Annotated in this window: 23 protein-coding genes and 3 pseudogenes; 7 read left to right on the top strand and 19 right to left on the bottom strand. The window is 44.7% G+C overall.

Going from position 1 to position 25,736, the window contains the following annotated elements; genetic code table 11:
* Positions 1 to 33: 33 nt before the first annotated feature.
* Positions 34 to 882, bottom strand: coding sequence for an AraC family transcriptional regulator (locus JC606_RS06590; RefSeq protein ID WP_198778251.1), 849 nt, complete (start codon positions 880 to 882; stop codon positions 34 to 36).
* A 90-nt stretch (positions 883 to 972) separates the two neighbouring features.
* On the opposite strand from JC606_RS06590, the gene JC606_RS06585 reads away from it, so the two are divergent.
* Positions 973 to 2,400 carry an MATE family efflux transporter gene (locus JC606_RS06585; protein ID WP_198778250.1) on the top strand — a complete coding sequence of 476 codons (1,428 nt, stop codon included), beginning with the start codon at positions 973 to 975 and terminating at the stop codon, positions 2,398 to 2,400.
* A gap of 117 nt (positions 2,401 to 2,517) precedes the next feature.
* On the opposite strand, the gene nrdG is transcribed toward JC606_RS06585, so the two are convergent.
* Together nrdG and nrdD are read right to left on the bottom strand one after the other, a co-directional pair.
* Positions 2,518 to 2,988: an anaerobic ribonucleoside-triphosphate reductase-activating protein gene (gene nrdG / locus JC606_RS06580; RefSeq protein WP_198778249.1), complete on the bottom strand. Its 471-nt coding sequence runs from the start codon at positions 2,986 to 2,988 to the stop codon at positions 2,518 to 2,520.
* 156 nt (positions 2,989 to 3,144) lie between these two features.
* Positions 3,145 to 5,265 (bottom strand): anaerobic ribonucleoside-triphosphate reductase, encoded by a 2,121-nt coding sequence (gene nrdD / locus JC606_RS06575; RefSeq protein ID WP_198778248.1) that lies wholly within the window; start codon positions 5,263 to 5,265, stop codon positions 3,145 to 3,147.
* Between the two features lie 303 nt (positions 5,266 to 5,568).
* On the opposite strand from nrdD, the gene JC606_RS06570 reads away from it, so the two are divergent.
* On the top strand, positions 5,569 to 6,447 hold the full coding sequence (locus tag JC606_RS06570; protein WP_198778247.1) for an endonuclease/exonuclease/phosphatase family protein: 879 nt from the start codon (positions 5,569 to 5,571) through the stop codon (positions 6,445 to 6,447).
* A 96-nt stretch (positions 6,448 to 6,543) separates the two neighbouring features.
* Here JC606_RS06570 and JC606_RS06565 read toward each other — a convergent pair whose 3' ends face one another.
* The 5 genes and pseudogenes from JC606_RS06565 to JC606_RS06545 form a co-directional block, all read right to left on the bottom strand.
* Positions 6,544 to 6,975 carry a YeeE/YedE family protein gene (locus JC606_RS06565; RefSeq protein ID WP_198778246.1) on the bottom strand — a complete coding sequence of 144 codons (432 nt, stop codon included), beginning with the start codon at positions 6,973 to 6,975 and terminating at the stop codon, positions 6,544 to 6,546.
* Positions 6,975 to 7,436, bottom strand: coding sequence for a YeeE/YedE family protein (locus tag JC606_RS06560; RefSeq protein WP_137407405.1), 462 nt, complete (start codon positions 7,434 to 7,436; stop codon positions 6,975 to 6,977). The genes JC606_RS06565 and JC606_RS06560 overlap by 1 nt, the downstream gene beginning before the upstream one ends.
* Positions 7,437 to 7,643: 207 nt before the next feature.
* Positions 7,644 to 8,876 carry a glycosyltransferase gene (locus JC606_RS06555; RefSeq protein WP_137407406.1) on the bottom strand — a complete coding sequence of 411 codons (1,233 nt, stop codon included), beginning with the start codon at positions 8,874 to 8,876 and terminating at the stop codon, positions 7,644 to 7,646.
* Positions 8,877 to 8,950: 74 nt separating this feature from the next.
* Positions 8,951 to 9,429, bottom strand: a pseudogene (locus tag JC606_RS06550) (GNAT family N-acetyltransferase).
* A gap of 22 nt (positions 9,430 to 9,451) precedes the next feature.
* Positions 9,452 to 10,549: a ketoacyl-ACP synthase III gene (locus JC606_RS06545; protein WP_198778266.1), complete on the bottom strand. Its 1,098-nt coding sequence runs from the start codon at positions 10,547 to 10,549 to the stop codon at positions 9,452 to 9,454.
* Positions 10,550 to 10,672: 123 nt separating this feature from the next.
* Here JC606_RS06545 and trxC point away from each other — a divergent pair, with 123 nt between their 5' ends.
* Positions 10,673 to 11,107, top strand: coding sequence for a thioredoxin TrxC (gene trxC, locus JC606_RS06540; RefSeq protein WP_102425327.1), 435 nt, complete (start codon positions 10,673 to 10,675; stop codon positions 11,105 to 11,107).
* A 107-nt stretch (positions 11,108 to 11,214) separates the two neighbouring features.
* Here trxC and JC606_RS06535 read toward each other — a convergent pair whose 3' ends face one another.
* The gene (locus JC606_RS06535; protein WP_137407409.1) at positions 11,215 to 12,900 is read right to left on the bottom strand and encodes a GMC family oxidoreductase; all 1,686 of its coding nucleotides are present in this window, start codon (positions 12,898 to 12,900) and stop codon (positions 11,215 to 11,217) included.
* Positions 12,893 to 14,501, bottom strand: a pseudogene (locus tag JC606_RS06530) (long-chain-fatty-acid--CoA ligase). Before JC606_RS06530 ends, JC606_RS06535 begins: the two are co-directional and overlap by 8 nt.
* Positions 14,502 to 14,871: 370 nt before the next feature.
* Here JC606_RS06530 and JC606_RS06525 point away from each other — a divergent pair.
* Together JC606_RS06525 and JC606_RS06515 are read left to right on the top strand one after the other, a co-directional pair.
* Positions 14,872 to 15,903, top strand: coding sequence for an AraC family transcriptional regulator (locus JC606_RS06525; RefSeq protein WP_137407411.1), 1,032 nt, complete (start codon positions 14,872 to 14,874; stop codon positions 15,901 to 15,903).
* A gap of 262 nt (positions 15,904 to 16,165) precedes the next feature.
* A complete protein-coding gene (locus JC606_RS06515; RefSeq protein WP_137407413.1) occupies positions 16,166 to 17,317 on the top strand; it encodes an MFS transporter in 1,152 nt (383 codons plus the stop codon).
* A 105-nt stretch (positions 17,318 to 17,422) separates the two neighbouring features.
* Here the strand turns inward: JC606_RS06515 and JC606_RS06510 are convergent, their stop codons facing one another.
* The 3 genes from JC606_RS06510 to JC606_RS06500 all read right to left on the bottom strand — a co-directional run bounded on the left by JC606_RS06510 (position 17,423) and on the right by JC606_RS06500 (position 19,387).
* Complete coding sequence (locus tag JC606_RS06510; protein WP_137407414.1) at positions 17,423 to 17,764, bottom strand: winged helix-turn-helix domain-containing protein; 342 nt, start codon at positions 17,762 to 17,764, stop codon at positions 17,423 to 17,425.
* Between the two features lie 154 nt (positions 17,765 to 17,918).
* On the bottom strand, positions 17,919 to 18,242 hold the full coding sequence (locus tag JC606_RS06505) for a winged helix-turn-helix domain-containing protein (protein ID WP_390903410.1): 324 nt from the start codon (positions 18,240 to 18,242) through the stop codon (positions 17,919 to 17,921).
* A 251-nt stretch (positions 18,243 to 18,493) separates the two neighbouring features.
* Positions 18,494 to 19,387, bottom strand: coding sequence for a helix-turn-helix transcriptional regulator (locus JC606_RS06500; protein ID WP_198778245.1), 894 nt, complete (start codon positions 19,385 to 19,387; stop codon positions 18,494 to 18,496).
* Between the two features lie 50 nt (positions 19,388 to 19,437).
* Between JC606_RS06500 and JC606_RS06495 the strand changes: the two are divergent.
* Positions 19,438 to 20,832: pseudogene (locus JC606_RS06495) on the top strand (MATE family efflux transporter).
* A gap of 104 nt (positions 20,833 to 20,936) precedes the next feature.
* Here the strand turns inward: JC606_RS06495 and JC606_RS06490 are convergent.
* Both JC606_RS06490 and JC606_RS06485 read right to left on the bottom strand, forming a co-directional pair.
* A complete protein-coding gene (locus JC606_RS06490; RefSeq protein WP_198778244.1) occupies positions 20,937 to 21,332 on the bottom strand; it encodes a nitrous oxide-stimulated promoter family protein in 396 nt (131 codons plus the stop codon).
* 2 nt (positions 21,333 to 21,334) lie between these two features.
* On the bottom strand, positions 21,335 to 21,850 hold the full coding sequence (locus JC606_RS06485; protein ID WP_137407418.1) for a GNAT family N-acetyltransferase: 516 nt from the start codon (positions 21,848 to 21,850) through the stop codon (positions 21,335 to 21,337).
* Positions 21,851 to 21,946: 96 nt separating this feature from the next.
* Between JC606_RS06485 and JC606_RS06480 the strand changes: the two genes are divergently transcribed.
* Positions 21,947 to 22,150 (top strand): DUF2986 domain-containing protein, encoded by a 204-nt coding sequence (locus JC606_RS06480; RefSeq protein WP_198778243.1) that lies wholly within the window; start codon positions 21,947 to 21,949, stop codon positions 22,148 to 22,150.
* Positions 22,151 to 22,263: 113 nt separating this feature from the next.
* Here JC606_RS06480 and JC606_RS06475 read toward each other — a convergent pair whose 3' ends face one another.
* Genes JC606_RS06475 through JC606_RS06460 form a run of 4 tightly spaced genes read right to left on the bottom strand, consistent with a single transcriptional unit; the run spans position 22,264 to position 25,734 of the window.
* Positions 22,264 to 23,187 carry an ABC transporter substrate-binding protein gene (locus tag JC606_RS06475; protein ID WP_137407420.1) on the bottom strand — a complete coding sequence of 308 codons (924 nt, stop codon included), beginning with the start codon at positions 23,185 to 23,187 and terminating at the stop codon, positions 22,264 to 22,266.
* Between the two features lie 2 nt (positions 23,188 to 23,189).
* Entirely contained in the window at positions 23,190 to 24,065 is an 876-nt protein-coding gene (locus JC606_RS06470; RefSeq protein ID WP_004739197.1) for a metal ABC transporter permease, read from the bottom strand.
* Complete coding sequence (locus tag JC606_RS06465; RefSeq protein WP_137407421.1) at positions 24,065 to 24,799, bottom strand: metal ABC transporter ATP-binding protein; 735 nt, start codon at positions 24,797 to 24,799, stop codon at positions 24,065 to 24,067. Before JC606_RS06465 ends, JC606_RS06470 begins: the two co-directional genes overlap by 1 nt.
* Complete coding sequence (locus tag JC606_RS06460; RefSeq protein ID WP_137407422.1) at positions 24,799 to 25,734, bottom strand: metal ABC transporter solute-binding protein, Zn/Mn family; 936 nt, start codon at positions 25,732 to 25,734, stop codon at positions 24,799 to 24,801. Before JC606_RS06460 ends, JC606_RS06465 begins: the two co-directional genes overlap by 1 nt.
* Positions 25,735 to 25,736 lie beyond the last annotated feature (2 nt).

The following is a 25,736-nucleotide window of genomic DNA, read 5'->3' as shown; positions in this document are numbered from 1 at the left end:
TACTTTTACCAGTTAAAGCCTACCTGCATCGATTCAGTGCTCATTGTGGACACCACGTTTGAATTGCCTTGGTGTCATTCCCGACCACGCTTTAAATCGAGTACTAAAATTGGCGGCGTTCGGATACCCAACTATCTCGCCAATGTGTTGAATGGACCAATCGCTGGATTTCAACAAACGAGCCGCGTACTCCATCCTCATTCGCATGATGTGTGTCATAGGACCATGCGAATAGTAACGCTGGCATAAGCGATGAAAATGCGGTTCTGAACACGGAAACAGGCTTGCCAGTTCATGCACGTTCCACTCTTTGTGAAGCTGCTTTTGAACGCCGTCGAACACTCGTCTCAAACGAATCAAATTTCTTGATTGTTGCTGCGGAACCGGCGCGTTAATCATGAACTCGATTTGAGCCACACTGTGATTGGCAATCGCTCCACCTAAATCAATTGGCAAAGCAATACTTCTTAGCAACGTATGTATGCAAGATGAGACGACTTCTGCAGCTGGAGATAACGTGTAACTCACCTCATCAGTAACGACATTCTCCCATTGCTTATCATGCGATAGGAAGATCCACGCTATCTGCCATGTTTCTTCTTCAATACCAAAACCGTTCTCAACGCCTGCTGGCACAGTAATGCACGACCCCGGCTCTAGAATATATCGACACCCTTCACTTTCGAGGCACCCTTTGCCTCTTACGGTGTACAGAAGCATATGTTTTTGTTGGTTCTTTCGATAAACAGAAAAGAAATCGCGGCACGATGCTGTCCCACATTGAACGATACCCAGCTCTTCAAATGCCAATACATGGCTTTGATCGACAAACTCTTGATGCGTTTTTTCAGAGATGTCGTAACGTTCTTGTTTATCACTCATACCACTGTTAACTCATTCAATTGGCCAACACATAAAAGTAGATAGTTTGGCAAAAGTTTGTGATTAACCTGAACAATACAGCTAAAACAAATGCCGATACACTTCTCGCATATTCACGACAGGGGAAATGCGATGCTCTCGACATATCGTCATTTAGACAAAGATTTTTGGCAAAAGTTACTGCACATCGGTTTACCTGTGTCTCTGCAAACCATGTTGTTTTCATTGCTCGGCGTAGTCGATATTTTCATGGTCAATCAGCTTGGTTATGCGGCAACCGCAGCAGTTGGTGTTGGCAACCGTATCTTCTTCTTTAACCTAATCATGGTATCGGGAATCAGCGGTGCAGTCAGTGTGCTAGCTTCGCAATATTTTGGTGCGGGCGATTTCAATGGGATTCGACGTGTCTTGTCGCAATCTTGGGCCTTGTCTATCTTTGCCATCATCCCTTTTATTTTGATTTACACATTAGCTCCTGAATCAGTCGTGTCTGTGGTGGCCTCAGACCCTGATTACATCCGCTTGGCAACGGATTACCTTTGGATAACAGGAGCCAGCCTTATTGGTACGGCAATCGTTGTGCCGCTAGAAAGCGCACTGCGATCGGTTGGTGAAGCCAAATTGCCCACCAAGATCAGTATTTGGGCAATCATCGTCAATGCGATTCTCAATGCTCTGCTGATCTTCGGACTATTTGGCTTTCCAGAACTAGGCGTGGTTGGCGCAGCGATTGGCACCACGGCTTCTCGATTCTTTCAGACGATTGCATTGCTTGTTATGGCGAGAAAACATTACGCGCATCTATTCCCTACGATTGAGAGTTGGCGTGATGCAATATTACCTAAGCACAGAAAGAAGTACTTCAAGATTGCGATTCCTATGCTGATTCACGACACGGCATGGGCTGGTGGAATACTGATTTACAACGTTATTGTAGGTCAGATCGGGGTTGGTGAACTTGCGATCATCTCACTGCTATCTCCAGTGGAAAGTATCTTAATTTCAGCCTTCTTAGGTTTTGCCGTCGCTGCTTCGATCATCCTTGGTAATGAGATTGGTGCTAAGAACTATCAACGTGTTGAAAACACCGCTTGGGGCTATGTATTTGTAAGCTGTGCGCTTGCGACACTATTGGCACTGCTGTGTTTTATCGCCAAGCCTGCCATTATTCAATTAATCGATTTAACGCACCTAGAACTCAAAGATACAGCGGTCAACGTAGCCTTGGTGATGGCGGCAGGGATGATATTGAGAGTGTTCAACATGGTTGGCATCGGAGGTGTTTTAAAGAGTGGTGGGGACATCAACTACAGCATCTTTATCGACATATTCGGCCAGTGGGCGATTGGCATCCCCCTCGCCTACTTCACCGCTTTGGTGCTTGGCTGGTCTTTAGAATGGGTGTTGATGATTGTGTTACTGGAGGAGCTGGCGAAGATCGCGTTAACTAGCCAGCGAATTCATTCTAAGAAATGGATAAACAACCTCATAGAAGAGCCTAACCAACTAGCCACTTAATATTTATTTGAACCACTAGAACAAACGAAAAGAACTCACACCCAAGGGCTGATTGATTGCATTGCGCTAACCATGATGCCCTTTTTCGTTTTACAAAAATACGAAGTGACGACAGCCTTAGATATCAGTGAATCGATGGATAATTTGGTTTGAACTGCCACGCCAATCCAACATCGGATCCGCTTTATCTTGCTCAAAGCGACCATCAATCAAAGTATCGACATATTCCAGCACTTGCTTCTGCTTTTCATCGAATTCGTCTAGCTCGTAGCCCGTCCACATCCAGATATCTTTGCCTTCGCATTCAGCTTTTACACGCTGAACAAGCTTAAGCACCTCAGACACATTCGCAGGATGCAGAGGATCACCACCAGAAAGCGACAAGCCACGACGTTTGATTCGCGGGTCATTCAGATCGGCAATAATGTGGTCTTGTAATTCTTGAGTGAACAAATGCCCAGAATCCAACCTTTGCGTCGACTGGTTATAACACCCACGGCACTGGTGCACACAACCCGATACGAACAAGGTGCAGCGTGTTCCGGGGCCATTTACAACGTCGATTGGGTGATATTGATGATAATTCATAAGGCAGTATTGAGCACTCGTGATGGCTTAGTGGTTTAACTCGAAAAATAGCGAGAAGTGAAACAAATGAATTGGTATCGACATAGCGCCGATACTAATCTTATTTCTTAGAAACGTAGCTCTTCTAAATAAGCTAGCTATTGATCTTAGGGCTTATTAAAGATGCTTCACGCGGCGTTTAACTTCTTCTTGCTTACCGAAGTTAAATGGGCGTGCGTCTGGACTACCAAGGTAACCACAAACACGACGTGTTACCGATACTTTGGTTGAGTCATGGTTACCACACTTAGGACACGTAAAGCCCTTGCTTGTACAGTCAAACTCACCGTTGTAACCACACTCGTAACACTCATCAATCGGTGTGTTGGTGCCGTAGTAAGGAACACGTGTGTAGCTGTAATCCCATACGTTTTCTAATGCTTCGATGTTCTTCTGCATGTTAGGGAATTCGCCGTAACAGATGAAACCACCGCTAGAAATTTCAGGATAAGGCATCTCGAAATCGATCTTGTCGTATGGGTTCACTTTCTTCTGCACATCTAAGTGGAAGCTGTTTGTGTAGTAACCACGGTCTGTTACACCATCAATCACACCAAACTCTTTGGTATCGATGCTGCAGAAGCGGCTACATAGGTTTTCACTTGGTGTGCCGTATAGGCTGAACGCGTAACCTGTCTCTTTGGTCCAAGATTCCACTTCACACTTCATGTACTCCACCAGCTCAAGCGCTTGAGCACGCATTTCGCCATCGTCGTACAAGTGAACGTCAGTACCGTATAAAGCAGTCATTGCTTCGTGGATACCAATGTAACCAAGAGAAACAGATGCACGGCCGTTCTTAAAGATATCAGCAATAGAGTCGTCTGCTTTCAAGCGAACACCACATGCACCTTCCATATATAGGATTGGAGCAACACGCGCTTTCACGTTTTCTAGACGAGAGATACGAGTTTCCAATGCGCGACGAGCAAGCTTCAGTTTTTCATCAAGCAACTCGTAAAACTTAGCCATATCTTGTTTTGCGTTGATCGCAATACGTGGCAAGTTCAAGCTCACAACACCTAAGTTGTTACGGCCTTCATGGATAAGCTCGCCGTTTTCTTCGTATGTATTCAAGAAGCTACGGCAGCCCATAGGTGTTTTGAATGACCCTGTCACTTCTACTACTTTGTCGTAGTTAAGAATGTCTGGGTACATGCGCTTAGACGCACACTCAAGTGCCAGTTGCTTGATATCGTAGTTTGGATCTTGTGGCTGGTGGTTCAAGCCATCTTTGATTGCAAATACCAGTTTAGGGAACACGGCTGTTTTGCGGTTCTTACCCAAACCTGCAATGCGGTTTTTCAAGATTGATTGCTGAATCAGTTTCGAGCCCCAGCTTTCACCTAAACCAAAACCAAACGTCACGAATGGTGTTTGACCATTAGCTGTGTGCAAGGTGTTTACTTCGTATTCAAGAGATTGGAATGCGTCGTAGCACTCTTTCTCAGTACGAGAGATAGCAAACGCTTCTGGGCTATGAATGTCCCACTCTTTCGCTAACGATAAATGCTTCTCGTAGCTCGCCATTACGTAGGGTTCAAGAACCTCGTCGATGCGGTTGATCGTTGTACCGCCGTAAATGTGGCTCGCCACTTGTGCGATGATCTGCGCTGTTACCGCTGTTGCTGTAGAAATAGACTTAGGCGTATCAATTTCCGCGTTACCCATCTTGAAGCCATGCGTTAACATGCCTTTTAGATCGATAAGCATACAGTTAAACATTGGGAAGAATGGTGCGTAGTCTAGATCGTGGTAGTGAATATCACCACATTCGTGAGCATGTACGATATCACGTGGCAAAATGTGAGTTTTCGCATAGTGTTTAGCCACGATACCCGCCAACAGGTCACGCTGAGTTGGGATAACTTTGCCATCTTTGTTCGCATTTTCATTGATTAGATCAACATTGCTTTCTTCGATCAAACCTTCGATCTCACGAGTTAAAGCGCTTTGCTTTTCACGTGCGATATCGCGATCATGACGATATTCGATGTATGCGCGTGCTAAAGACTTATATGGTCCCTGCATCAGCTCATTCTCGACCATGGTTTGAATTTCAGAGATATGAACTTCACCGTAGTCTTCGAGCTTCAACTCAACTGCTAATGCCACATTCAATGCATAAATAGCAATTTCCTTATCGGTTTTGTCTGATGCTGCTTCCACTGCAGCCTGGATGCGATCTCTACTGAATGGAGCTCTTGAGCCATCACGCTTGATTACGATTGATTTCACCACTTCTCCTTACTCTTGAGGTATTCACAGACTTATCCACAAACACACTATATAGAGCGATTTACCGTTAAACTAACACTAGATATTGTGGCGTATTTAACGAGAACCACCAAACTTGAGTATTGATTTGGATCAATAAAAAGAGAACGCTGACTAAGATCAATTCAATATTATTACGCTAGTTCTCAACTCGAAAAGAAACAATGTAACAATAAAAAAACTGCTAAAAAGAGTTGAATTTTTAGTAAGTGTTGTAGGATAACGGCTCATCAATATTGGTCGACAAGTTTAGGGATATTTGGGATGAAACGACTTCAAAACTGGATAATGTTAGGTTGCTTACTCAGTAGCCAAGCATTTGCTGAACCTTTAACCATATCCAGTTGGAATATCGAATGGTTATCAACCAACGAGGCTGTGAATAAGTTTTCTGACAAACGTGATCAAGCTGATTTCGACAAACTTGAAGAATACTTTCAATCCTTAAACGCCGATGTGGTTGCGTTTCAAGAAGTCGATGACATAAATGCCATTCAGCGTGTGGCTGGTGATCAATACAAGATATTGATGTCTAACCGAGCATTACCAGAAAACAGTAACCGCCAATTTAAAGAAGTGAACCAATACACTGGGTTTGCAGTTCGTAAAGGGGTAACCCTCACCGACCACGCTGACTTTCCTCTGGAATCGAGTTCTAACAGCAAGCTTAGGTTTGCCAGCTATATCGTTATAGAAACAGAGACTAAACCCATTCATATGCTATCGGTACATTTAAAAGCGGGCTGCAGCGGCGCTTATAAGTCCAACCGAGACTGCTCACGCTTAAAAGAGCAAGCTCAGCAATTGAATAAATGGATAAAGCAGAGAGAGCGCAATAACGAGGACTACGCGATTCTTGGCGACTTTAACCATAACCTCGCATACTCACGAGATTGGATGTGGAAAGAGTTAACACAATATACTGATGCGCAGTTAGCGACACGAAAGACACGCGCAGACTGCAAAGTACGCTCTAACCGCAACAACCATCGCACGCATCAGTTCCGCTCTGTTATTGATCATATTGTGGTGAGCGAATCATTGAATGCAGCTCCTGCTAAACAACAGGTATTTGAAACGCAAGATGTGCTGGACTACAAACTCAGCGACCATTGCCCAGTATCAACGACCATCAAACAATAGATAGATCTAAAAAGAGGCTGACTGGCTTTTTACTCAAAAGCGAGTCGACCTCTCAAATACTTATATCAAGCCAATTAGACACACGATAGGTTTACCCTAACAGGTTTTATTCGTTCGACCTGCAAGCCACATTCCCACCAGCATGCTGACCATAAATACCCATACGGTTGGGTTACCGCCACTAAGACTCGTCACCGCAGGACCAGGACAAAAGCCAGCAAGCCCCCAACCTAAGCCAAACGCTGTAGAACCCACAATCAGTTTTCTGTCGATTAGTGGATTGTTTCGGCTATCTAATCGCTCACCATTGATCGCTTTATCGCGCTTTTTAATGACTAGATGATAAAACGGCGCAAACACCATCAGTGCCCCCCCCATTACGAATGCCAGACTTATGTCCCAATCACCTGTAATGTCTAAGAAGCCGAGTACCTTGTTAGGATCGACCATGCCTGAAATGATCATACCCGAGCCAAACAAGACTCCAGCAAACAAACCAACAACGATAGTAAATGAAGAGTTTTTCATTATGCCCCCAACCCCATTGGGCTCTTAACAAGCACAGTAGCCATTGCGACACCCATGAATACACAGGTCGCGATAATTGAACGCTTAGATAAGCGCGCCATGCCCACAATGCCATGTCCGCTTGTACAACCATTCGCTGTTTTAGTGCCAAAGCCAACTAACAGACCTGCGATAACTACCACTACGAGATTCATCTCTTCCAGTTGTGGGAGTTGGTAACCGGTAGGAATCAACAACCAACCACTTACGACCATTCCAACAACAAATGCGATGCGCCATTGCTTTTCAGTTTTGTCTGTATCCACGCTTTTACTTTCTTTGTTGCTAGCACGAACTGGCAATAATCGACTGACAATTCCACTAATACCAGCGACTCGACCAATCCCGAGCATTAACACAATGGCCGACATGCCCAACAGCATGCCGCCGAAAAACGCATCCCAAGGAATCAAACTCAACACAGACCACTCCTATCCACAAACATAATAACTCTCAATCACAGTAAATTAGAGTTTACTAATAAGTATAAATTAGTCAATGCTAATGTAAGTTATCCCATCTATACCCACAATCGGTTCCTTGTCATTTAGCTAGCTGTGAGCTCCCAACAAACAAAAAGCCCTTAGGCGTTAACCTAAGGGCTTTTGATTTCATTTGAGCTGTATCAGCTACTTAGTCTTGTTCTTTTCAGCTATCCACTGTGACATGTACTTGGTGCTTGCCATGGTGTGGTGCTTGAGCATTGAACCGAAGAAATTATCTAATCGATGCGAATCAAGCTCAGAAACCAACGCAGTTATTCGTTCGATCAGTTGATTGCCTAACTTATCTTGCTCGTAATGCGCTTCAAGAATAGAGTGACACTGACTTTGGGCTTCAAGCCACTTTTCTTCATCGCGATAAAGCTCAACTGCTGCAGTCACAAACTCATCGATATCATCAGCCACCGCACCCGGCCATTGCAGTTCACCTTGCGGTAGCATGCCTTCACTGCCGATCTCGCTGGTCACATTCGGGGTTTGTAGCTTCATCGCGTCAAGCAACTTACCTTTAATGCCCGCACCAAAACGTAATGGCGCAACACATACACGTGCCTCTTCCATAACTTCTTGAGCATCTTTCGCCCAACCTTTGATATGGAAACCGGTTTTAGGATTGTGCAAAGCGGTTGCTTTTGGCGGAGGATAAGATCCATAAATATGAAGTTCAGTGTCAGGCAACTGCTTACGAATCTTTGGCCAAATCTTCTGTAGCTGAAGCACAGCATCCCAGTTAGGCGCATGCCTAAAATTACCTATCGTCATGAAATGCTTACGTTCTTCATAACTTTTCGTGCGTTCAGGCAAAGTATTAAGATCAACCATGAAAGGTAGATGATGTAGAAGTTTTGGATCGATATTGAACTCAGATTGGAGCAGCTCCATCTCGTAGCTTGAAATGATCAACGAAAGATCACAGCGCAGAATCGCGGCAATTTCACGCTTGGCCAGATCACTGTAAAGATGCTCTTTCGTCAGATCTGTCTCTTTTTTAACAGCTTCATGTCGAGCATTACGTAGGAACTGTAAATCTTCAGTATCCAATAGCTTAAAGGCATTAGGGCATACCTTCTCAACACGCCAACCAAATTGTTCTTCCATCATAAAACGGTCAAACATGACAACATCAGGTTGTAGCTGTTCGATGTACTGATCAAAGCTATCGCAATTCAGTTCAATAGATTGGCTCGTGATACCCTCTTCAGAGAGATCAATCATATGCTCGGTCTCTTGAGCAGGCGTTGCGAATTCAACAGACCAGCCTTGTCGCTTAAACAGGCGTAAAAGTGACATCATATGGCTGCCAGCCGCCGATGAATTCGGTTCTGGCCAAACGTAGCCAATTGCTAAAACTTTCTTCAAAACACTTCCTAAGAAATAACAAAAGGGACTCTAGAAGCCCCTTATTGAACATTTACTGATAATTATAATAAGTTCTAAGAACTCAGCGATTCGATTCGCTCACCGACATTGCGAGCTATCATAAGCACTTCATCCGCAGAGTACAGATTTGAAATCGTGGTTTCGACTTCTGCACCCAATGTAGATTGATACAGCTTTTGTGCAAAGTTGTCCGCCCTGGTGGTCACTAATAAATGTTTTAGTGTCGAGTCTTGCTCTGCAAGTTTCTGCTTCACTAGCGGCAAAGAATCTAGAATCAGCTTTTTACCCAACCCTTGCCCTTGCGCACTCGGTAACACAGCAAGTTGCTCCAACTCTAAAACAGCTTCAGGCCTAAACCCGCTCTTTTGAACCCATATAATGTAACCAACAATCTCACCTTCACTTTCTGCAACAAAGTTAAGAAAGCGTGGCGCAGCATTCAAGTTACATTGTAACCAACCCATCGAGTTTTGTTGTCGAACAAAGTAGCTTGGTGAACTAAAGCCGCCCCATCGAGGTCGGCTTTCTGCATTAAACGAACTTGCACCATGCTGCTACTCGTTCTCAGAATTGGGACGCGTTTTACAGTGTAAAATGGCTCTTTCTAAAAGCTCTAAAGCCGACTTATCCGCTTCTGGTAGCTTAGCATCCGATTGACCTAGTGGTTCAACACGGCTACCCCATTTAATATGACCAGCACCCCAAGTTAAACCGGCACCGAATGCCGCTACAAGGATGTTTGAGTTAGGTTTAACAAAGCCTTGCTCTAACGATTCACACAATGCAATTGGCACAGTCGCAGCCGACGTGTTGCCATAGTTTTGAATGTTCACAAACGCCTTATCGCGCTCAATACCCGCCATGTCACACAGAGTTTGAATGATTCGGATGTTTGCTTGGTGTGGAATCACAACATCGATGTTGTCCGTTGAGATGCCAGTGCGGCTCAATACGGTGTAGGCAGCAGCACCCATACCTTTAACTGCACGCTTGAAGATCTCTTTACCTACGAAATCGAAGTCCCAGTAACCGTTATCAGCCGCAAAACGGTCCATAGAAGTACCGAACTTAGGTACTGCTAGAATATCTCGGCCTTCAGCATCACAGCCGATTTGCGCTTCTTGGAGGCCAACTTGCTCTTCAGTGCGAGAAAGTACGACTGCACCCGCACCATCACCGAATAGAACCGCAGTATCACGCTTGGTCCAGTCAATGAAGAATGAAAGACGCTCTGCACCGACAACGATAGCGTTGCGGTAATTGCCCGCCTGAATCAATCGAGTTGCAGTTTCAACACCGTAGATGAAGCCCGTACACGCTGCATTAAGGTCAAAAGCTGCTGCGCTCTTGATACCTAAGTTCTGTTGAACTTTCGATGCAGTGTTAGGAATAAGAGAATCTGGGCTACACGTCGCAACGATAACTAGATCGATGTCTTCAGCCGTTAGGCCAGCACACGCCATTGCGTGTTGAGCAGCAACGGTCGCTAGCTCAGAGGTATTTACATGACTGATACGACGGTTTTCGATACCAGTTCGAGTACGAATCCACTCGTCAGACGTATCAATGAATGTGCTTAAATCATCATTGGACAGCACGGCTGGTGGCAGACACTTTCCCCAGCCCGTAATTTCGGCGTAAAATTTTGTCATCATTTACCTGTTTATTGTTTGTTTTTATTTAAGTATCGTATTCATGTTTTAAACAGTATAAGCGTTCCGTACGTGATTCGTAAATCGCGTTAGCCACGGAGATGCAATAAAAAAGAGAAAGTTATGTCTACATTCAACACTCGTTGCCCTTCTTGCGGTGGCGTAAACCGAGTTCCTTCAGAAAGAATTTCAGAAAGCCCTACTTGTGGTAAGTGCAAAAATGCACTTCTAGACGGTGCACCAATCGAAGGTACATCACTGAACTTCCAATCGATTTTGAACAGTTCACAACCTGTCGTTGTCGATTTTTGGGCGACATGGTGCAACCCATGTGTAGGTTTCGCACCTGTATTTAGCGATGTCGCTAAAGAGCGCGATGGCGATGTTCGATTTGTTAAAATCGATACCGAAGCTCAACAGCAACTGGCGGCTATGTATCAAATCAGAAGCATCCCAACGGTGATGGTATTCAAGAACGGTCAGCGTGTTGATACGATCAACGGTGCCTTACCAAAAGGTCAATTTGATCAATGGCTTAATCAAGCTTTGGCTAAATAAGTTTGCCTAAGATCATTCATTAACCGGCAAACAAAAATAGGTTATGAGCCCTTAACAAATAAGGCTTCATAACCTATATTAAGACAACAATTTATCGTAATTGTATTCTAAACACTCAATTCGTGTTCTGCTTTCTCGCCTGCTTCATGCTTGTTCAAATCACTCTTCTGATTCAAGTCGCTTTGTTCACTCAAACCATATTGCTCTTTGATCTGGTCAGCAATCTTCTCTGCGATCATGATAGTTGGCGCGTTGGTATTCGCTCCCACGAGTGTCGGCATAATCGAAGCATCAATGACTCGTAAACTCTCCATCCCATGAACTTTCAAATCTTTGTCCACTACTGCCAGTACATCATCGGCAGTGCCCATTTTACAGGTTCCTACAGGGTGGTACTGGGTATCTGAACGATTGCGGATATCTTGTTCAATCGCCTTGTCATCATTGGCATCAACCGGATAGAAAGCGTCACCACGAATATCATCGAACGCTTCGCTTTCTAGCATCTGATATTGCTTCTTCCACCCTTTAATCATGATTTCCATGTCATCAGGATGACTGAAGAACGCAGGGTCGATCTTTGGTGGATCGTAAGGATCAGAGCTATTGAGTGTCACGGTGCCATGGCTTTTTGGCCTCAGCAAGGTGACATGTGAGGTAAAGCCATGACTAGTATGGATTTTTCTCGCGTGGTCATCCACTACAGCAACGACAAATACAAACTCCAAATCCGGCACTGCGATATGATCATCAGAACAAAGAAAGCCAATGCCTTCCGCAAAGTTGCTGCTCATTTTCCCACGGCGCTCTTTGTGCCACAGAGGTAATGCTTTGGTCATTTCAGCGGCCATTTGCAACGAAATACCGAAGGTTTCTCGCTTTTCGCTGCACTTATAAGAGTGCACCAAATCAATATGATCTTGCAGGTTCTTTCCAACTCCTGGCAGCTCATGGAGTTGCTCGATACTATGTTCCGCCAACTCGTCTTTAGCACCCACACCTGACAGCAACAACAGTTGAGGAGATCCGAAAGCCCCTGCAGATAAAATGACTTCCTTGTTACATCGAATCTGATAGCGATTACCGTTAGAAACGTATTCAACTCCAACCGCTTTCTTACCTTCAAACAAGACTTTATGAGTCGTCGCTTTAGTTACGACAGTTAGGTTGGGACGCGATAGGTTTGGCGTCAAATAGGCTTTGGCTGCACTGCATCGTTCACCATTTAACTGAGTTACCTGAGTCGGCATGGCACCAAACTGAGCGGCTCCGTTGATGTCTTCATTTCGCGGTACACCGATCGATTCGCACGCGAACAAGTAGCGCTCCAACATTGGGCTCGGTGATCTAAGGTTTGCCACATTCAAGGGACCTCCTTGACCATGGTACTCATCTTTGTGCACTTCGTTGTTTTCAGCTTTCTTAAAGTAAGGCAGGCACGACTCATAGCCCCATCCAGCATTACCTAAACCTTCCCAAGTGTCATAGTCATAGCGATGTCCACGCGCGTACATCATGGCGTTAATAGAACTCGACCCGCCTAGCGTCTTACCTCTTGGCTGATAACCTTTACGCCCACTTAAGCCCGGTTGCTCAACCGTCTCAAAAGCCCAGTTATTGAGCTTGGTCGGCATCATCGCCACAACGCCAACTGGAGTATGAATAAAGGGGCTCGTGTCTTTGCCACCAGCCTCGAGCAAGCAAACGGTAGTATTTGGGTCTTCTGACAATCGAGAAGCCATCACACACCCAGCTGAGCCGCCGCCTACAATAATAAAGTCATAGTTATCCATTGATTGTCTCCGCAACTTCTAAAGGATGTAGCTCTCGCTTTAAGATTTTTCCTGTTGCCGTCATGGGTAACGCGCTACGAATGAATACTTTACGAGGGTATTTGTAATCGGCCAGTTGTTCTCGACACCATGCCATTAACGCTTTGCTGTCACACTGTGTATGCTCGTGTAGCACAACATGGGCATGAATCTCTTCCCCCAACTGCTCATGATGTTCACCAACCACAGCCACCATTTCGACATCCGGGTGACACATCAACACTTCTTCGATCTCTCTCGGGTAAACGTTGTAACCACCACGGATAATCATGTCCTTCACACGATCAACAATAAACAAATTGCCGTGCTCATCCACACGCCCGATATCACCCGTTAAAAACCAGCCATCTCTGATTGCCTCTGAGGTTGCTTCTGGTCGTTGATAATAGCCTTTCATGACACTTGGGCTCTTAATGCACACTTCACCCCAACTCTCCCATTGCGACCGAGTTGCCTTGCACATCAGTAATTTTGATAAGATGACCACATAGCGGTTGGCCGACACTACCAGATAGTCGATCACCATCAATGTGATTAAAGGTCGCGACTGGCGCTGTTTCAGAGAGCCCGTACCCTTCCAATACTGGCAGTTCAAAGCGCGACTCAAACTGGCGAATCACCTCAAGTGGCATAGACGCCCCTCCAGACACGCCTAACCTCAAGCTATGCTTAACCTGCTCAGAACGCTTGCTTGTTTTTTCAGAAGCATCAGGAGATTCTTCTCCCGCTCTGAGCAGTGCGATATACATGGTAGGAACGCCAGCAAACACGCTTACTTTGTGGCTAATGATCTGTTCAATCACTAATGATGGTTCGAAGAGTGGAATCAAGACCATAGTTGAACCCGTCAACACACTCGCGTTCATCATTACGGTTTGACCAAAACTATGGAACAGAGGAAGTGTTGCCATTGTGGTATCACTGTATTCCAACCGCATTAGATACTGTTACGACATGGCATTGGTTTGCATGTTGGTGTGTGAAAGCTCAGCGCCCTTTGGCTGGCCTGTTGTACCGGAGGTATATAGAATTACCGCGGTATCATCACCATGACACGCTACAGACTCAAATGAATCCAAAGGTTGTGCCAACCAATCTGCAATCGTTTCTTGATGATCATGGTTTTCTAACAGCATGAAAGTTGCGCCGTTTGGTATTGGCATAGACACGAAGTGTTCGCAGTTATCGGCCTGTGCAAAACCTTGTAATCCATAGCGCCCAATGGGTAGCTCTTCACTGCCCTCAAAACAAATGTAGGCCTTCGCGTCGGAGTCATTCAAGTGATAAGCAATTTCTCTCGTCTTAAACAACACATTTAAAGGGACGACAACGCAGCCTGCTTTTAGAATGCCGTAATAGGCAATGGGGAAATAAGTCACATTAGGACAAGACAGTGCAACCTTATCCCCTTTATTTAATCCAAGTCGCTTTAGATTTGCCGCGACCTTACCAGCAAGTTGTTCCAACTGAGCGAAGCTGACTTCATCCGTGCCCATACGCAGAGCGGCTTTAGTTGGAAACAGCGAAGCGCTACGTTCCAAGTTAACAGCAAGATTGTGCATCCATGATCTCCTTATTTGGCTAGACCTAGCGGTCACATTCGCCTTAGACGTTTTAATCGTTGTAATAAGTGTTGTCTTTATTGCTATCAGAGCCTGCACATTGGCGTGTCATGTAGGTAAAAGTATTTATTGAGCAAAATGTTTGAGACGCTCCAAAGTGCAACTCATCAAATTACAACATTTTGATAACATCTCGAACAGGTTTCAAAAAGACAAAAACCGGTGATATTCGGACATGGCTCAATCAGACCTTGTAAAACCTTGCACACATAAAGCAAAAGTTTGAACAAGCTTGGGAAAGTGAGAACAAGCAACAGGCGCAAATGTTAAAAGTTCGGTTAAGATGACGATATTCAACAAGAGGCACCCTATGGAATACACCGCAGTCTACGAACCCGATATGCAAGCATTCGGTATTCTTGACCTTCAACTACTACATCGTTACATGTCACCGGCTCTCAGTATCGAAGCGTTGTTGGAAGGCAGTAATATTGATGATCTTCAGCTCAATACGCCAGATACTCACATTACTTTGGCGCAAAAGTTGGCGGTGTTCAGTAACGCATTAGCGAATACGGATGAAGGCGGATTAGGTTTACGGGTTGGTCAGCAGGCCCGATTTAGCGACTTTGGAGTGTTGGGCTATGCGGTGTTCAGTAGCGAAACGCTATTAGATGCTTTGCTGATCGGATTTAAATATTTGCAACTTGCCGGCCCCGTGCTGAGAAAGACCATGTCTGTAGAGGATAACGTTGGGTACTTTCGCGCAGAACAACTGATTGACTTAGACTCTGTGCTGCCATTTTGTTGCGAGTATTGGTTTGCGGCGATCCAAAGCCTGTGTGAAGAAGTGCTGCAACAGCCCTTTCCATCACAAGTGATCCGCTTCCCTTATCCCAAGCCAGAGTACGGTGACCTTTATACCGAGGTTTTCCGTTGCCCTGTTGAATTTAATAGTGACCGCCTTGAATGGCAATTTGATGCGACCAGCTTGTACTCTCCTCTGCCCACAGCTAATACCATCACATTACAAATGTGTCTCAAGTCGTGTGATGACATGTTGGCAAAAGTAAGCGCCTCCACCAGCCTAAAAGAGAAAGTCTCTCAAATGCTGCTTGAGAGTCCAGGAAGTTACCCATCGATAGAATCTATCTCTTCAGAACTGGGGATGTCTTCCCGCACACTGCGTCGCCATCTTAAAGCGGCCGATACGAGTTACCAGAAGATTCTCGATCACGTTCGTTTCCATCTTTCGAGACACTATCTTTCGTCGACAAAAATGAGCATTGAAGAGATTTCTGAGCGTGTTGGTTTTTCCGAGAGCGCCAACTTCCGTCACGCATTTCGTAAATGGAGTGGAACCTCACCACGTCAATACCGAAAAGACGCGCTCTTATCGTAAACTGCACTTCAAATTAAATTTCAACGATACAATTAAATTTGTTTTGACTCTCTCAATTAAATAGCCAATGAACAAGGGTTTAACGGCTTTATGACCACATAAAACCTCGTCAAACCACCAAATATCACAATCGTATTTTAGTTTAGTTGGTCGATAAATTTCTTTTATCTTAACGACCATTTTTATTCGTTTTACCCAATTCAGTTTCTCCCCCATAGTCGCGGAAAATTCACCGTTTCTTTCACTATCGGAGGCTCCTGCATTGGACAACATCCAACCAACAACTCGCATAACCGTTCCAGTTATTGCACTGTCTTTCTACGCGATCGCTTCAGGCTACTTAATGAGCTCTTTGCCATTAATGCTGTCTGAATATGGCCTAGACAGTAATCTATCGAGTTGGTTGGCGAGTGCCTTTTATGCAGGTCTTCTAGCGGGTACGTTATTGATTGAGCGTGCGATTGCTCGTATTGGCCATAAAGACGCATTTGTAGTGGCACTGAGTGTCTTCATCGCAACGATCCTTGTGTTGCCATTGATTCCACATCAAGCGGTATGGCTATTGGCTCGTTTTGTGGCTGGTGTTGCGGTAGCGGGCATTTTCGTAATCGTTGAATCATGGCTTATGAGCGGTGACGAATCACAACGAGCTAAACGCCTAGCGATTTACATGTGTTCTTTGTACGGCGGTTCTGCAGTTGGTCAGCTAGGCATTGGTTACCTAGGTATTACTGGCGGCGTACCTTTTATCGCGATGTTCACTCTACTATTTGGTGCGATCATTGTGCTGATGTACGGACAAGCGACACCACCACAGATTCATGATGCTCAATCTTTGTCTCTAAAACAGGTCAGCAAGTTAAGCCACAGCGCTTTAATTGGCTGCATCGTTTCAGGACTTACACTGGGTGCAATTTACGGTTTGATGCCAGTAGAGCTTGCTCAGCGTAACATTGCGCACGAAGACATTGGTGGTTTGATGGCTCTAGTGATTATGGGTGGCATGGCTGTGCAGCCGATGGTGACTTGGTTATCTCACCATGTAGGTCAAGTGTTGTTAATGGCTTTGTTCTGCCTACTCGGTGTGGCAAGCATTGGCGTACTAACGATCAATCATGACTTCTACGTACTAGGCATGAGCCTGTTCGTGCTAGGCATGGCGACGTTTGCGCTTTACCCAATCGCGATCAACTTGGGCTGCCGTAACTTAGATCCAAGCTACTTGGTGTCAGTGACTCAAATCATGCTGCTTTGCTACAGCATCGGTTCAGTTGCGGGTCCAATCGTGGCAGACAGCTTCATGGATTCACAAGCAGGCTTATTCACTTACCTGTTTGCGTCTCTATTAGCGACAACGATCTACATGTTGATTGCTAGCCTAAAGCGCTCTCACCTACAGATTGCAGGCGAGTAATTGGCTTTAATCTTGTAAGATTGAACGATACACTGAGGGCTCTTCACCAAAGACGGTATGTCTGAAGGAAGCGCCCTTTTTTGTACGCGATACTGAGAAGACACACTAAGGTTGGAAAACATAACCTTCGCCGGTGATCGTTAGGATCAGTCCGTCACCAAGAATAGAGCGTATCTCTGAGATAGCGACAATCACCGAAGAGTTAGTGACAGTCTCACCTTCCCAACCGATATTTTTTAGCTGGGGGACACTGAATAGTTGTCCACGATGACGATTCATAAAAAGAATCATTTTTCTGTAAGCTAATGGCATCGTTCCAACGATATAACCATTCTCAATATTGCGTATGAGTTTTGTGTTCAGCTCAATAACCTTACCGTTTACTTCCAAAACTTCATTATGTTCTTCACATTTACCTTCAATTACAGGGGAAGAGTCCGTATTCATATAATATTCCCTAACAGAGCAACCAACGACACAACTTTATTAAGAGATGTGTTTAATAACGTCGCTTATAAATGGACGCTTAAAATCGAAGATAATGAAAGCAGCGTATACGGTAAAAAGATTAAATTTTTATTATTAGAATATGAACAGAATATCAACAACAAGGTCTCGGCTCTAACAAATAGCCTTCATTTAGTATAGTGTATAGACATTTACAGTCTATCATTCGGCGGATTTCATAGATTGCAACCAGAACTGACGCGGATGTTACCGATTTCCCAGGCCACCCAACACGCTTAAGAATATTCTTGCTAACAACTACGCCTTTGTTCTGATAAAGATAAAAAAGTACCTTACGGTGTGGCTCAGACAAGGTGCCTACAATTGAACCATTGTCTTCCTTTCTAACCAGTTTGGTTTTAGTATTCACTTCCCTACTGTTCACAACGATTTTTTGTTCAGTAGTGAAATCCGGCATATCCGTTACATCATGTGGCATTACTTACCTCTTATTTTGTGTATCAACCATATCGATTTAACTAGGTATGGTCATAAAAGTAAGGGAAAGCTACATAACACCAATCTTGAAAAATACAGTAGATCTACTGCATTTATTGGTTATAAGACATCACAAATGAACACTGTTTTATATCATATTTTAAGGCGGGTTAAGACCTAAATGGGCCCTCATACTACCCTACATTTTACTTTATATTTCAGATCAAATAGTTAGCTTGTGAGCCGATAATTCTTACGATATTGACTAGGTGATAAGCCAAAATGTTTCTTAAAACGGTGAGAAAAATTATAAGGGTCTTTATAACCGAGACGATTAGCAATCATAGATACTGACCAATCTTGTTGCTTTAGCAAACTGGTTGCTTTATCCATTCTCAACTGGATCAATTTGCTTCGCGGAGACACATTGAATAGCGACTTCGTCACTCGGTTTAATTGCTCTTCACTAATAAACACTCGCTCTGCCATCCCTGCAACCGTCCAAGATAGATGCAGACTACTTTCGATTTCATTGTATAGAGCCTGAACACGCGCCGTCGTACCGGTCGATTTAGGTTCAAACCCTGTTAACGTGCGAATGATTTCACTCATCAGTAGTTTTCGATAACTCGCTCTGCCGCCAATTTCAAAGTGAACCAAATTCATCAGTGACCAGATTTGCTCACACTCTCCGAAAGGGACAATACTCTGCCCTAAACTCGCGATATGCTGCCACTGTGGCGTATCAGGCGTCAGCATCCACGCCATTTTCCAATAGTTGTATTGAGGATCGAGTTCAAATCGAAATGGCGTTTCAGCAGGAAGAACCACAAGTGTATAAGGCGTAATTGCTTGTACTGATGTCGCCGTTGTTAATATTCCTCCCCCTTCTTGAGTAAAAATCAACGTATGAACATTCACCGATTCGCGTTCCACCCAATACGCGTCATGCAGCTTTGCCATTCCCCCCATGTAAACACTGCAGCTTCTCATCTCTGGGATATCTTCAACGGTCAAAAAACGTTCTTTACATTGTTCTGCAAGAAACACGTCATCTTGCCACGTTAATTTTGGCTTCATATTATCAATGACGGATTTGCACAGGTTTTGTTGTTTTTTAAACATGTTGTTACTTCACTCAAATCACTATAGTTCTGCCATAAATCGGAGAGCTTATGACAACTAACATCAACCCTAACTCATCTATAAATAACAAGCCAGAGAGCATATTACCTCGCATTATCAAACTTGGTTTGCCTGTTGCTTTGCAAAGTGCTTTGGTTGCTATTTTAGCCCTTGCTGACGTGTTAATGGTCAGCGATTTTGGTATGGAAGCAGCAGCGGCTGTGGGAATTGCATCAAAATGGCACTTCGTCGCTATTATGATTATGGCAGGGTTGGCCTCAGCAAACGGAACATTGGTAGCGCAATATTGGGGAAAAAACGACCGTAAAAGTGCACGAACCGTGTCTTCTATCGCAATGGTATTTGGTTTAAAAGTTCTGCTACCTGTAACGGCAATCATCACTCTTGGTTCACAGTTTTTGATGATGTTGCAAACCAGCGATCAAACCGTCATTGAGCTTGGTGCGACTTACCTTTGGTATGGCTTCCCTGTTCTGCTTCTGACCCATATTGTGGTTGTAGTTGAAGCAAGCATGCGCTCATCAGGTGACACCGTCACACCACTTCTGCTTGGTGCGGTGACGATTGCACTCAATATCGCACTTAACTTCATCCTTATACAGGGTGCTTTCGGAATTCCAGCGATAGGTGTTGCAGGAGCAGCATTAGCAACGACTCTAGCGCGATTAATTCAAGTGAGTTTGATGTACGGCTACATGCGTATGCGCAACCACTGGCTATTAACGACACCGAGCTCGCCACATCGCCCGTCATTGTGGTTATCTTACCGTCGTATTGCCCTGCCACTGACCATGAATGCTGTTTTATGGGCAATGGGTACCATGGCTTACCAGATGATCTTTGGTCACATGGGTACGACAGAGCTAGCTGTTTTCTCAATGCTCGCTCCGTTTGAGTCATTATGTTACTAGGTGTTCTTTGGCATCTCTGTTGCGTGTTCAGTGTTGCTTGGCCATTCATTAGGTCGAGATGAGTTAGATGATGCAATGAGTATGGGCCTCACCTTCATCAAAGCCGTTGTAGGTTTTGGGGCAATTGTAGGCTTGATGCTGTTCATGGGGAAAGAGCATGTTCTATCATGGCTAAACCTAACCACAGACGCTTTATACCCACTCGCTTCACCAGCGATGATGATCATGTGCTTTGCGGTTGTAATTCGTATGCTAAACATGGTTATCATTAACGGTATCATTCGTGCTGGTGATAATGCATTTTGCCTGCGTATGGACTTCATCGCGATGTGGATGGTCGGCATTCCAGTTTGTGTTTACGGCGCATTTGTCGCGGAATGGGACTTCAAGTACATCTATGGCCTGATGTTAGTTGAAGAAGTTGTGAAGCTGTCTATCTGCTCGCACCGTTACTTGAGTCGCCGTTGGATCAACAACCTGACGGTTACTTATGAAGAACCACAAGCTGCTTAAGCTTTTGAAGTAATCAACTATTTGAACAAGATGTCGCTCAAAACAGAAAAGGTCTGAGAAATCAGACTTTTTTGTTTCTGGAAGAATAGCCTTTAGTGTACCCGCTACTTCTTATTCATTCGGATATAGCGATTAGATACGTTCGGTAACGGCTTTTCTGGCACTTTCCGTTTCTCATGAATCAAATGTCGAATCGCTAAAATAGGATGCTTAAGCAACATTCGTGGCCCTGTATAGCGCATCACCAAACGCATCTGCTCTTTCGGGTCAGGTTTATAGCAATGAATCGGACACTTATTGCAGGTTGGTTGTGCTTCACCATAAGGGCATCTATCAAGCCTCGTTTCCGCATAACGTAACAGCTGCTCACACTCTTCACATAACGCGTTATTCTGACGAACTTCACCGTGGTGATCTTTGCAGTATATGTGCACCATCGCGATAACGGTTTTGTACTCCGTCGCAAGTTCGCCTTGTAGAATATTGTTATGTTGGAACATGATTAATTACCCAGAGAGAGGCTATACAGGTTGAAATTTACGCTTTCACTTATCACGTCTTCAACCCGCTCGAACGCAAAGCCAAGTTTAGTCAGTAGTGCGATGCTTCGAATGTTATCAGAGGTAGTGATAGCAACTAAATGATCGATATCAGCATTCTGCTTAGCTTGTTCAATTATTGCTTCTCCCGCTTCTTTCGCAAAACCTTGACCGTAAAACTCCGGAGCAAAGCCGTAACCAAGATCATGCGACTCTAAACTGTCCCTCTTAATTAATCCGCAAACTCCAATTGGCGTTGAGGTTGCTTTCAGTTCTACCATCAACAAAGAGACACCCTTCTCTTGATGCATCTTAAGGATGTTGTTCTCGATATACTCTTCAGCTTTCGCCGTGTTGGTTATCTCTTTGTCTCCGATATAACGCAAGAAGTCTTCTGAGCTATATAACCTTTGGATAAATTCAGCATCCTCAGTTGTAATCATTCTTAATCTTAAACGAGCGGTTTCGACTGCCTGCATGACGATATTTCCTTGCTGAATACCATGTAAATATTGAGTTCTAGAGCTAAAATGATTATCCTCCACCGCCTAAACTAAATACAAGGCTATGCAGCAATGAACCGTAAGAAAAAAATTAATCAAATTCTAAAAAAGAAGCAGAAAAAAGCGAATTCTAAACTGCATACAAGTAATAAGCCTCGCTACATTTCTAAAGCTGAACGCGCAAAGATGAAAGCAGAAGAGCAGGCTCAAGCAGCGCAAGCGGAAGGTGCTGTCGAAGCAACTGTTGAAGCTGAAGAAACTAAAGCTGCAGAGTAAGGTTAAGCGCTCACTGTGCATTCTTACCAGGCTCCTTTGCTAAAAGGTAAGTACAAAAAAAGCAGCCTCTATTTTGGCTGCTTTTTTGATCCTGATGTATTGAATCTCGTTGATTAGCCTTTGAATAGCTTTACTTCCCAACGAGAGAATGGTGCTTGAGCACTGATTCCTGCTCTACCCCAACGATCGACTGAGTCCACCACTAGAATACGCTCATTAGGTACTAGAGACTTAATCAAGTTGCTCGGCTTTTTCGCTGTAACAAGCCATAGTGCATCATCTTCCGAAAACATCGCTTTAAGTTTCGCTTTGTCCTGCTCTGTCCATTCAAGCTCTGCTTTAAACATGCGGTCTTCAACATACAGTTGGCTACCAGATGCAAAATCTTCCAAGCTTTCCGAAAGCAAGAGTACTGAGTCCACTTCGTTATCAAGCAATACAGCTTGTTGCTTGTTAATCAGTTCACGAACATCCAACATCACGCGCTGCAGATTACTATCAATAGCTTCAGCCTGCTCTGGCCACAATAACTTAAAGTCATCAGCCACAATCGCAGCCATGCGCGTTAAGTTGGTTGGATTTAACCAAGCATACTTAGACACTTCGCCATTCGATAACGTAAGTGCTGCAACACCTTGTGCTCGAGGCGTAATCGCTTGAGCCGCATCGACCTCAACCAAGCGGATATTACCTTGCCTTGCGTATACGAATGTAGGATCGGCTTGCCAGATCGATGACAGTGTTAGAGCAACGGTCGCCTTTTCGCCAGACTTAAGCACTTTGCTTGCCCCCTTGGTACCAAACCAATTCGGCAGACGATCAATACCATAGCGCTTTGGTGGCAGATACTCGGTCGTGATGTCAGTGCCTTTAGTTAGCTCTGTCGCTAATGCATAAGTCACAGGTGTACTGGTCAGGATATCCTCTGCATTCACGTTCAGTGACATCACTGAACCAGCCGTTAACACACTACCCAGCACACTCACTTGAGCCGCTGCTTTTACTGAGCTAGCGATACGATTCATTAAAGAAGTCATGATTACGCCTTTCTTACAATTCGGTATAGCGTTGCTGCAAGGAAAAACGTTGCAGAAACAATGATGATTGAAGCACCTGACGGAACTGGCAACTTAAGTTCCATTGGTAACACCGTACCAACCAGACAAGCAATGGTCGCGAGCAGAGCTGATAACAACACAAAGCTACCCATGCGTTTAGTTAGTAGTCGAGCTGTCGCACCTGGAATCAGCAATAACGCACCCACTAGAACTGCACCTACGATCTTCACGGCAGCAATCGTGACTAAGGTGATCATCATGACAAACAGGTAGTCGTAGAAACTAGTGTTGTAACCGCGAACCTTCGCAATATCAGGGCTGATACAGGTAAGCAGGATACGGTTGAATGTCGGTATCAAAAGCAAAATGATGATCGCGCAACTGCCTGCGAGAATCGCTAAGTCCTGATCCGTTACCGTAAGAATCGAACCAAATAATACGTTCTCAAGCATGTGAATATTGATCTTACGAGCTACGTACATCAGTAACGCTGCACCCACTGCCAACGCCAGCGCAAGGAACACACCAACCAAGGTATCGTATGGAACGTTGGTTCTGTTTCTTACAAAGTGCAGAAGCAACGCGAAGATCATACAAAAGCTAAACAGTCCAATAATTGGGTTTTCTGGTGGTTCACCAAGTAGAACACCGATTGCGATACCGGTTAACGCGGCGTGTCCGACAGCTTCAGAAAAGAAAGCTAGACGCTTTGCAATCACCAAAGTACCAAGACCACCTAGCAGAGGGCCAAGCAATAAGGCTGCCACCAAAGCGTTGACCATGAAGGCATACATGAAGCTTTCAGATAACAAGCCCGCTTCCACCCCACTAATGGCAAGTTGTCGTAACCAATCCATTACGCAACCTCCTTCGATTCAGTCACTACTGAGCCACTACTGTAGTGTTGGAATAGGCTTTCGATCTTCGTTGGATGGAGTACTTGCTCATGTGGGCCACTATCTACTAAGAATCGGTTAACGACATGCACGTTCGCTTCAAGTCGACGTACCGCAGTAACATCGTGGTGAACCGCTAGAATCGTTCGGCCTTCATCAACACATTCACGAATCAGCGATTCCAAATAGCGAACGCCCTGCTCGTCCATACCCGTCGTAGGTTCATCTAATACCAGTAAGCTCGGGTTATCCAATAACGCTTGAGCAAACAAAACACGTTGCTGCTCACCACCAGACAACTGTCCCATACGGCGGTCGCTACGAGTCGCCATACCTACGCGATCTAACTGCGCGAGAGCAAGATCTAACTGCTTTGATTTACGACGCCAAAACAGAGGGATTCGCGTCTTATTTAGCAGAACAAAGTCCATGACCGTCAAAGGTAAGCTCGACTCGAAGGTCGCTTTTTGAGGCACGTAACCAATACTTGGCTTTTCTGGCCAATGAATGTTGATCGCTCCAGAGAAAGGCGTCAGTCTAAGTACAGATCGCAGTAAAGAAGTCTTGCCGCCACCGTTTGGTCCCATGATTACATGACACTCGCCCGCTTTAAGTTCTAGCGAGATATCATCAAGAATCACATTATTATCGTACTGTAGACCCAGTTTATTGATTGAGATTGATGGACCTAGCATTATGCGTTCCCGCTTTTAGCTTGGTTCGCCGCTGCAAATTTCATTGCTTCGATTAACGTTTCTAGGTTCTTCTTCATCTCAACTTCTACTTTATCGTCCTCATATTCACCATGCGTCATGTGAGAAAAACGGTAAAGCTGAACGCCTGTTTCCGCTTCAATCGTGTCAACAAAACGGTTTGGCATGTTTAATTCGTAGAACAGAACATCAATACCCGACGCGCGGATCTTCTCGATCGTCTCTTGCAGCTGGCTAGCACTTGGCTCAACACCGTGTGCTGGCTCGATTACCGCCGCAACATCAACACCAAACTCTTGAAGAATGTAACCGTAAGCATTGTGTGTCGTCGCCACTTTCATGCCTGATGTATCTAACTCACCTAATGACAACATCGCATCACGCTTCATGAAACGAAATTGCTTTGCGTACTTACGCGCATTCTTGCGATAAAACGCAGCGTTGTCTCGGTCGAGTTTAGAAACTTCACTGGCAATGGTGTAAACCTTTTGAATTGTTGTCGAAAGCCCAACAAAGGTGTGCGGGTTAACAGCACCTTGACCAACAGATTGACCAAGAGCCGGAAGTAAAGGCACTTCTTTATTTGCCTCGATCACAACCAAATCATCACGTTGCGCTGCTGCAATGACTTTAAGCGCGAAGTCGTCATGTCCAATTCCGTTTACAACGATTGCATCCATCTGACTCAATCGCTTCAGGTCGTTCGGTTGTGGTAAGTAGTTATGGGGGTTAAAACCAGCATCAACCAAAGGAAGAATGTTCACTTTGTCGCCGACTACGGCTTTCACATAGCTGTAGTAAGGTTGAAGCGTGATACCAATCGTCAGTTTGTTACTGTCGAGCGTGTATTCTTTTGCTAATGCATGAGGTGCCATGAACACCGATAATAACGACATGAACAGGGTCATAATTCGCATAG

This window comes from Vibrio sp. IB15 (assembly GCF_016406055.1).
In the GTDB taxonomy this organism is placed as follows: domain Bacteria; phylum Pseudomonadota; class Gammaproteobacteria; order Enterobacterales; family Vibrionaceae; genus Vibrio; species Vibrio chagasii.
This window is presented reverse-complemented; position numbering and strand designations above follow the sequence as displayed.

Excerpts from the sequence above, each read along its gene's own strand:
- JC606_RS06535 (WP_137407409.1), bottom strand. The coding sequence starts at position 12,900 with ATGGATAACTATGACTTTATTATTGTAGGCGGCGGCTCAGCTGGGTGT.
- JC606_RS06470 (WP_004739197.1), bottom strand. The coding sequence starts at position 24,065 with ATGGATTGGTTACGACAACTTGCCATTAGTGGGGTGGAAGCGGGCTTG.
- JC606_RS06465 (WP_137407421.1), bottom strand. The coding sequence starts at position 24,799 with ATGCTAGGTCCATCAATCTCAATCAATAAACTGGGTCTACAGTACGAT.
- JC606_RS06565 (WP_198778246.1), bottom strand. The coding sequence starts at position 6,975 with ATGAAAAACTCTTCATTTACTATCGTTGTTGGTTTGTTTGCTGGAGTC.
- JC606_RS06545 (WP_198778266.1), bottom strand. The coding sequence starts at position 10,549 with ATGACAAAATTTTACGCCGAAATTACGGGCTGGGGAAAGTGTCTGCCA.
- trxC (WP_102425327.1), top strand. The coding sequence starts at position 10,673 with ATGTCTACATTCAACACTCGTTGCCCTTCTTGCGGTGGCGTAAACCGA.
- JC606_RS06500 (WP_198778245.1), bottom strand. The coding sequence starts at position 19,387 with ATGTTTAAAAAACAACAAAACCTGTGCAAATCCGTCATTGATAATATG.
- JC606_RS06525 (WP_137407411.1), top strand. The coding sequence starts at position 14,872 with ATGGAATACACCGCAGTCTACGAACCCGATATGCAAGCATTCGGTATT.
- nrdG (WP_198778249.1), bottom strand. The coding sequence starts at position 2,988 with ATGAATTATCATCAATATCACCCAATCGACGTTGTAAATGGCCCCGGA.
- JC606_RS06570 (WP_198778247.1), top strand. The coding sequence starts at position 5,569 with ATGAAACGACTTCAAAACTGGATAATGTTAGGTTGCTTACTCAGTAGC.
- JC606_RS06485 (WP_137407418.1), bottom strand. The coding sequence starts at position 21,850 with ATGCAGGCAGTCGAAACCGCTCGTTTAAGATTAAGAATGATTACAACT.
- JC606_RS06480 (WP_198778243.1), top strand. The coding sequence starts at position 21,947 with ATGAACCGTAAGAAAAAAATTAATCAAATTCTAAAAAAGAAGCAGAAA.
- JC606_RS06590 (WP_198778251.1), bottom strand. The coding sequence starts at position 882 with ATGAGTGATAAACAAGAACGTTACGACATCTCTGAAAAAACGCATCAA.
- JC606_RS06460 (WP_137407422.1), bottom strand. The coding sequence starts at position 25,734 with ATGCGAATTATGACCCTGTTCATGTCGTTATTATCGGTGTTCATGGCA.
- JC606_RS06475 (WP_137407420.1), bottom strand. The coding sequence starts at position 23,187 with ATGACTTCTTTAATGAATCGTATCGCTAGCTCAGTAAAAGCAGCGGCT.
- JC606_RS06585 (WP_198778250.1), top strand. The coding sequence starts at position 973 with ATGCCGATACACTTCTCGCATATTCACGACAGGGGAAATGCGATGCTC.
- JC606_RS06510 (WP_137407414.1), bottom strand. The coding sequence starts at position 17,764 with ATGAATACGGACTCTTCCCCTGTAATTGAAGGTAAATGTGAAGAACAT.
- JC606_RS06505 (WP_390903410.1), bottom strand. The coding sequence starts at position 18,242 with ATGCCGGATTTCACTACTGAACAAAAAATCGTTGTGAACAGTAGGGAA.
- JC606_RS06490 (WP_198778244.1), bottom strand. The coding sequence starts at position 21,332 with ATGTTCCAACATAACAATATTCTACAAGGCGAACTTGCGACGGAGTAC.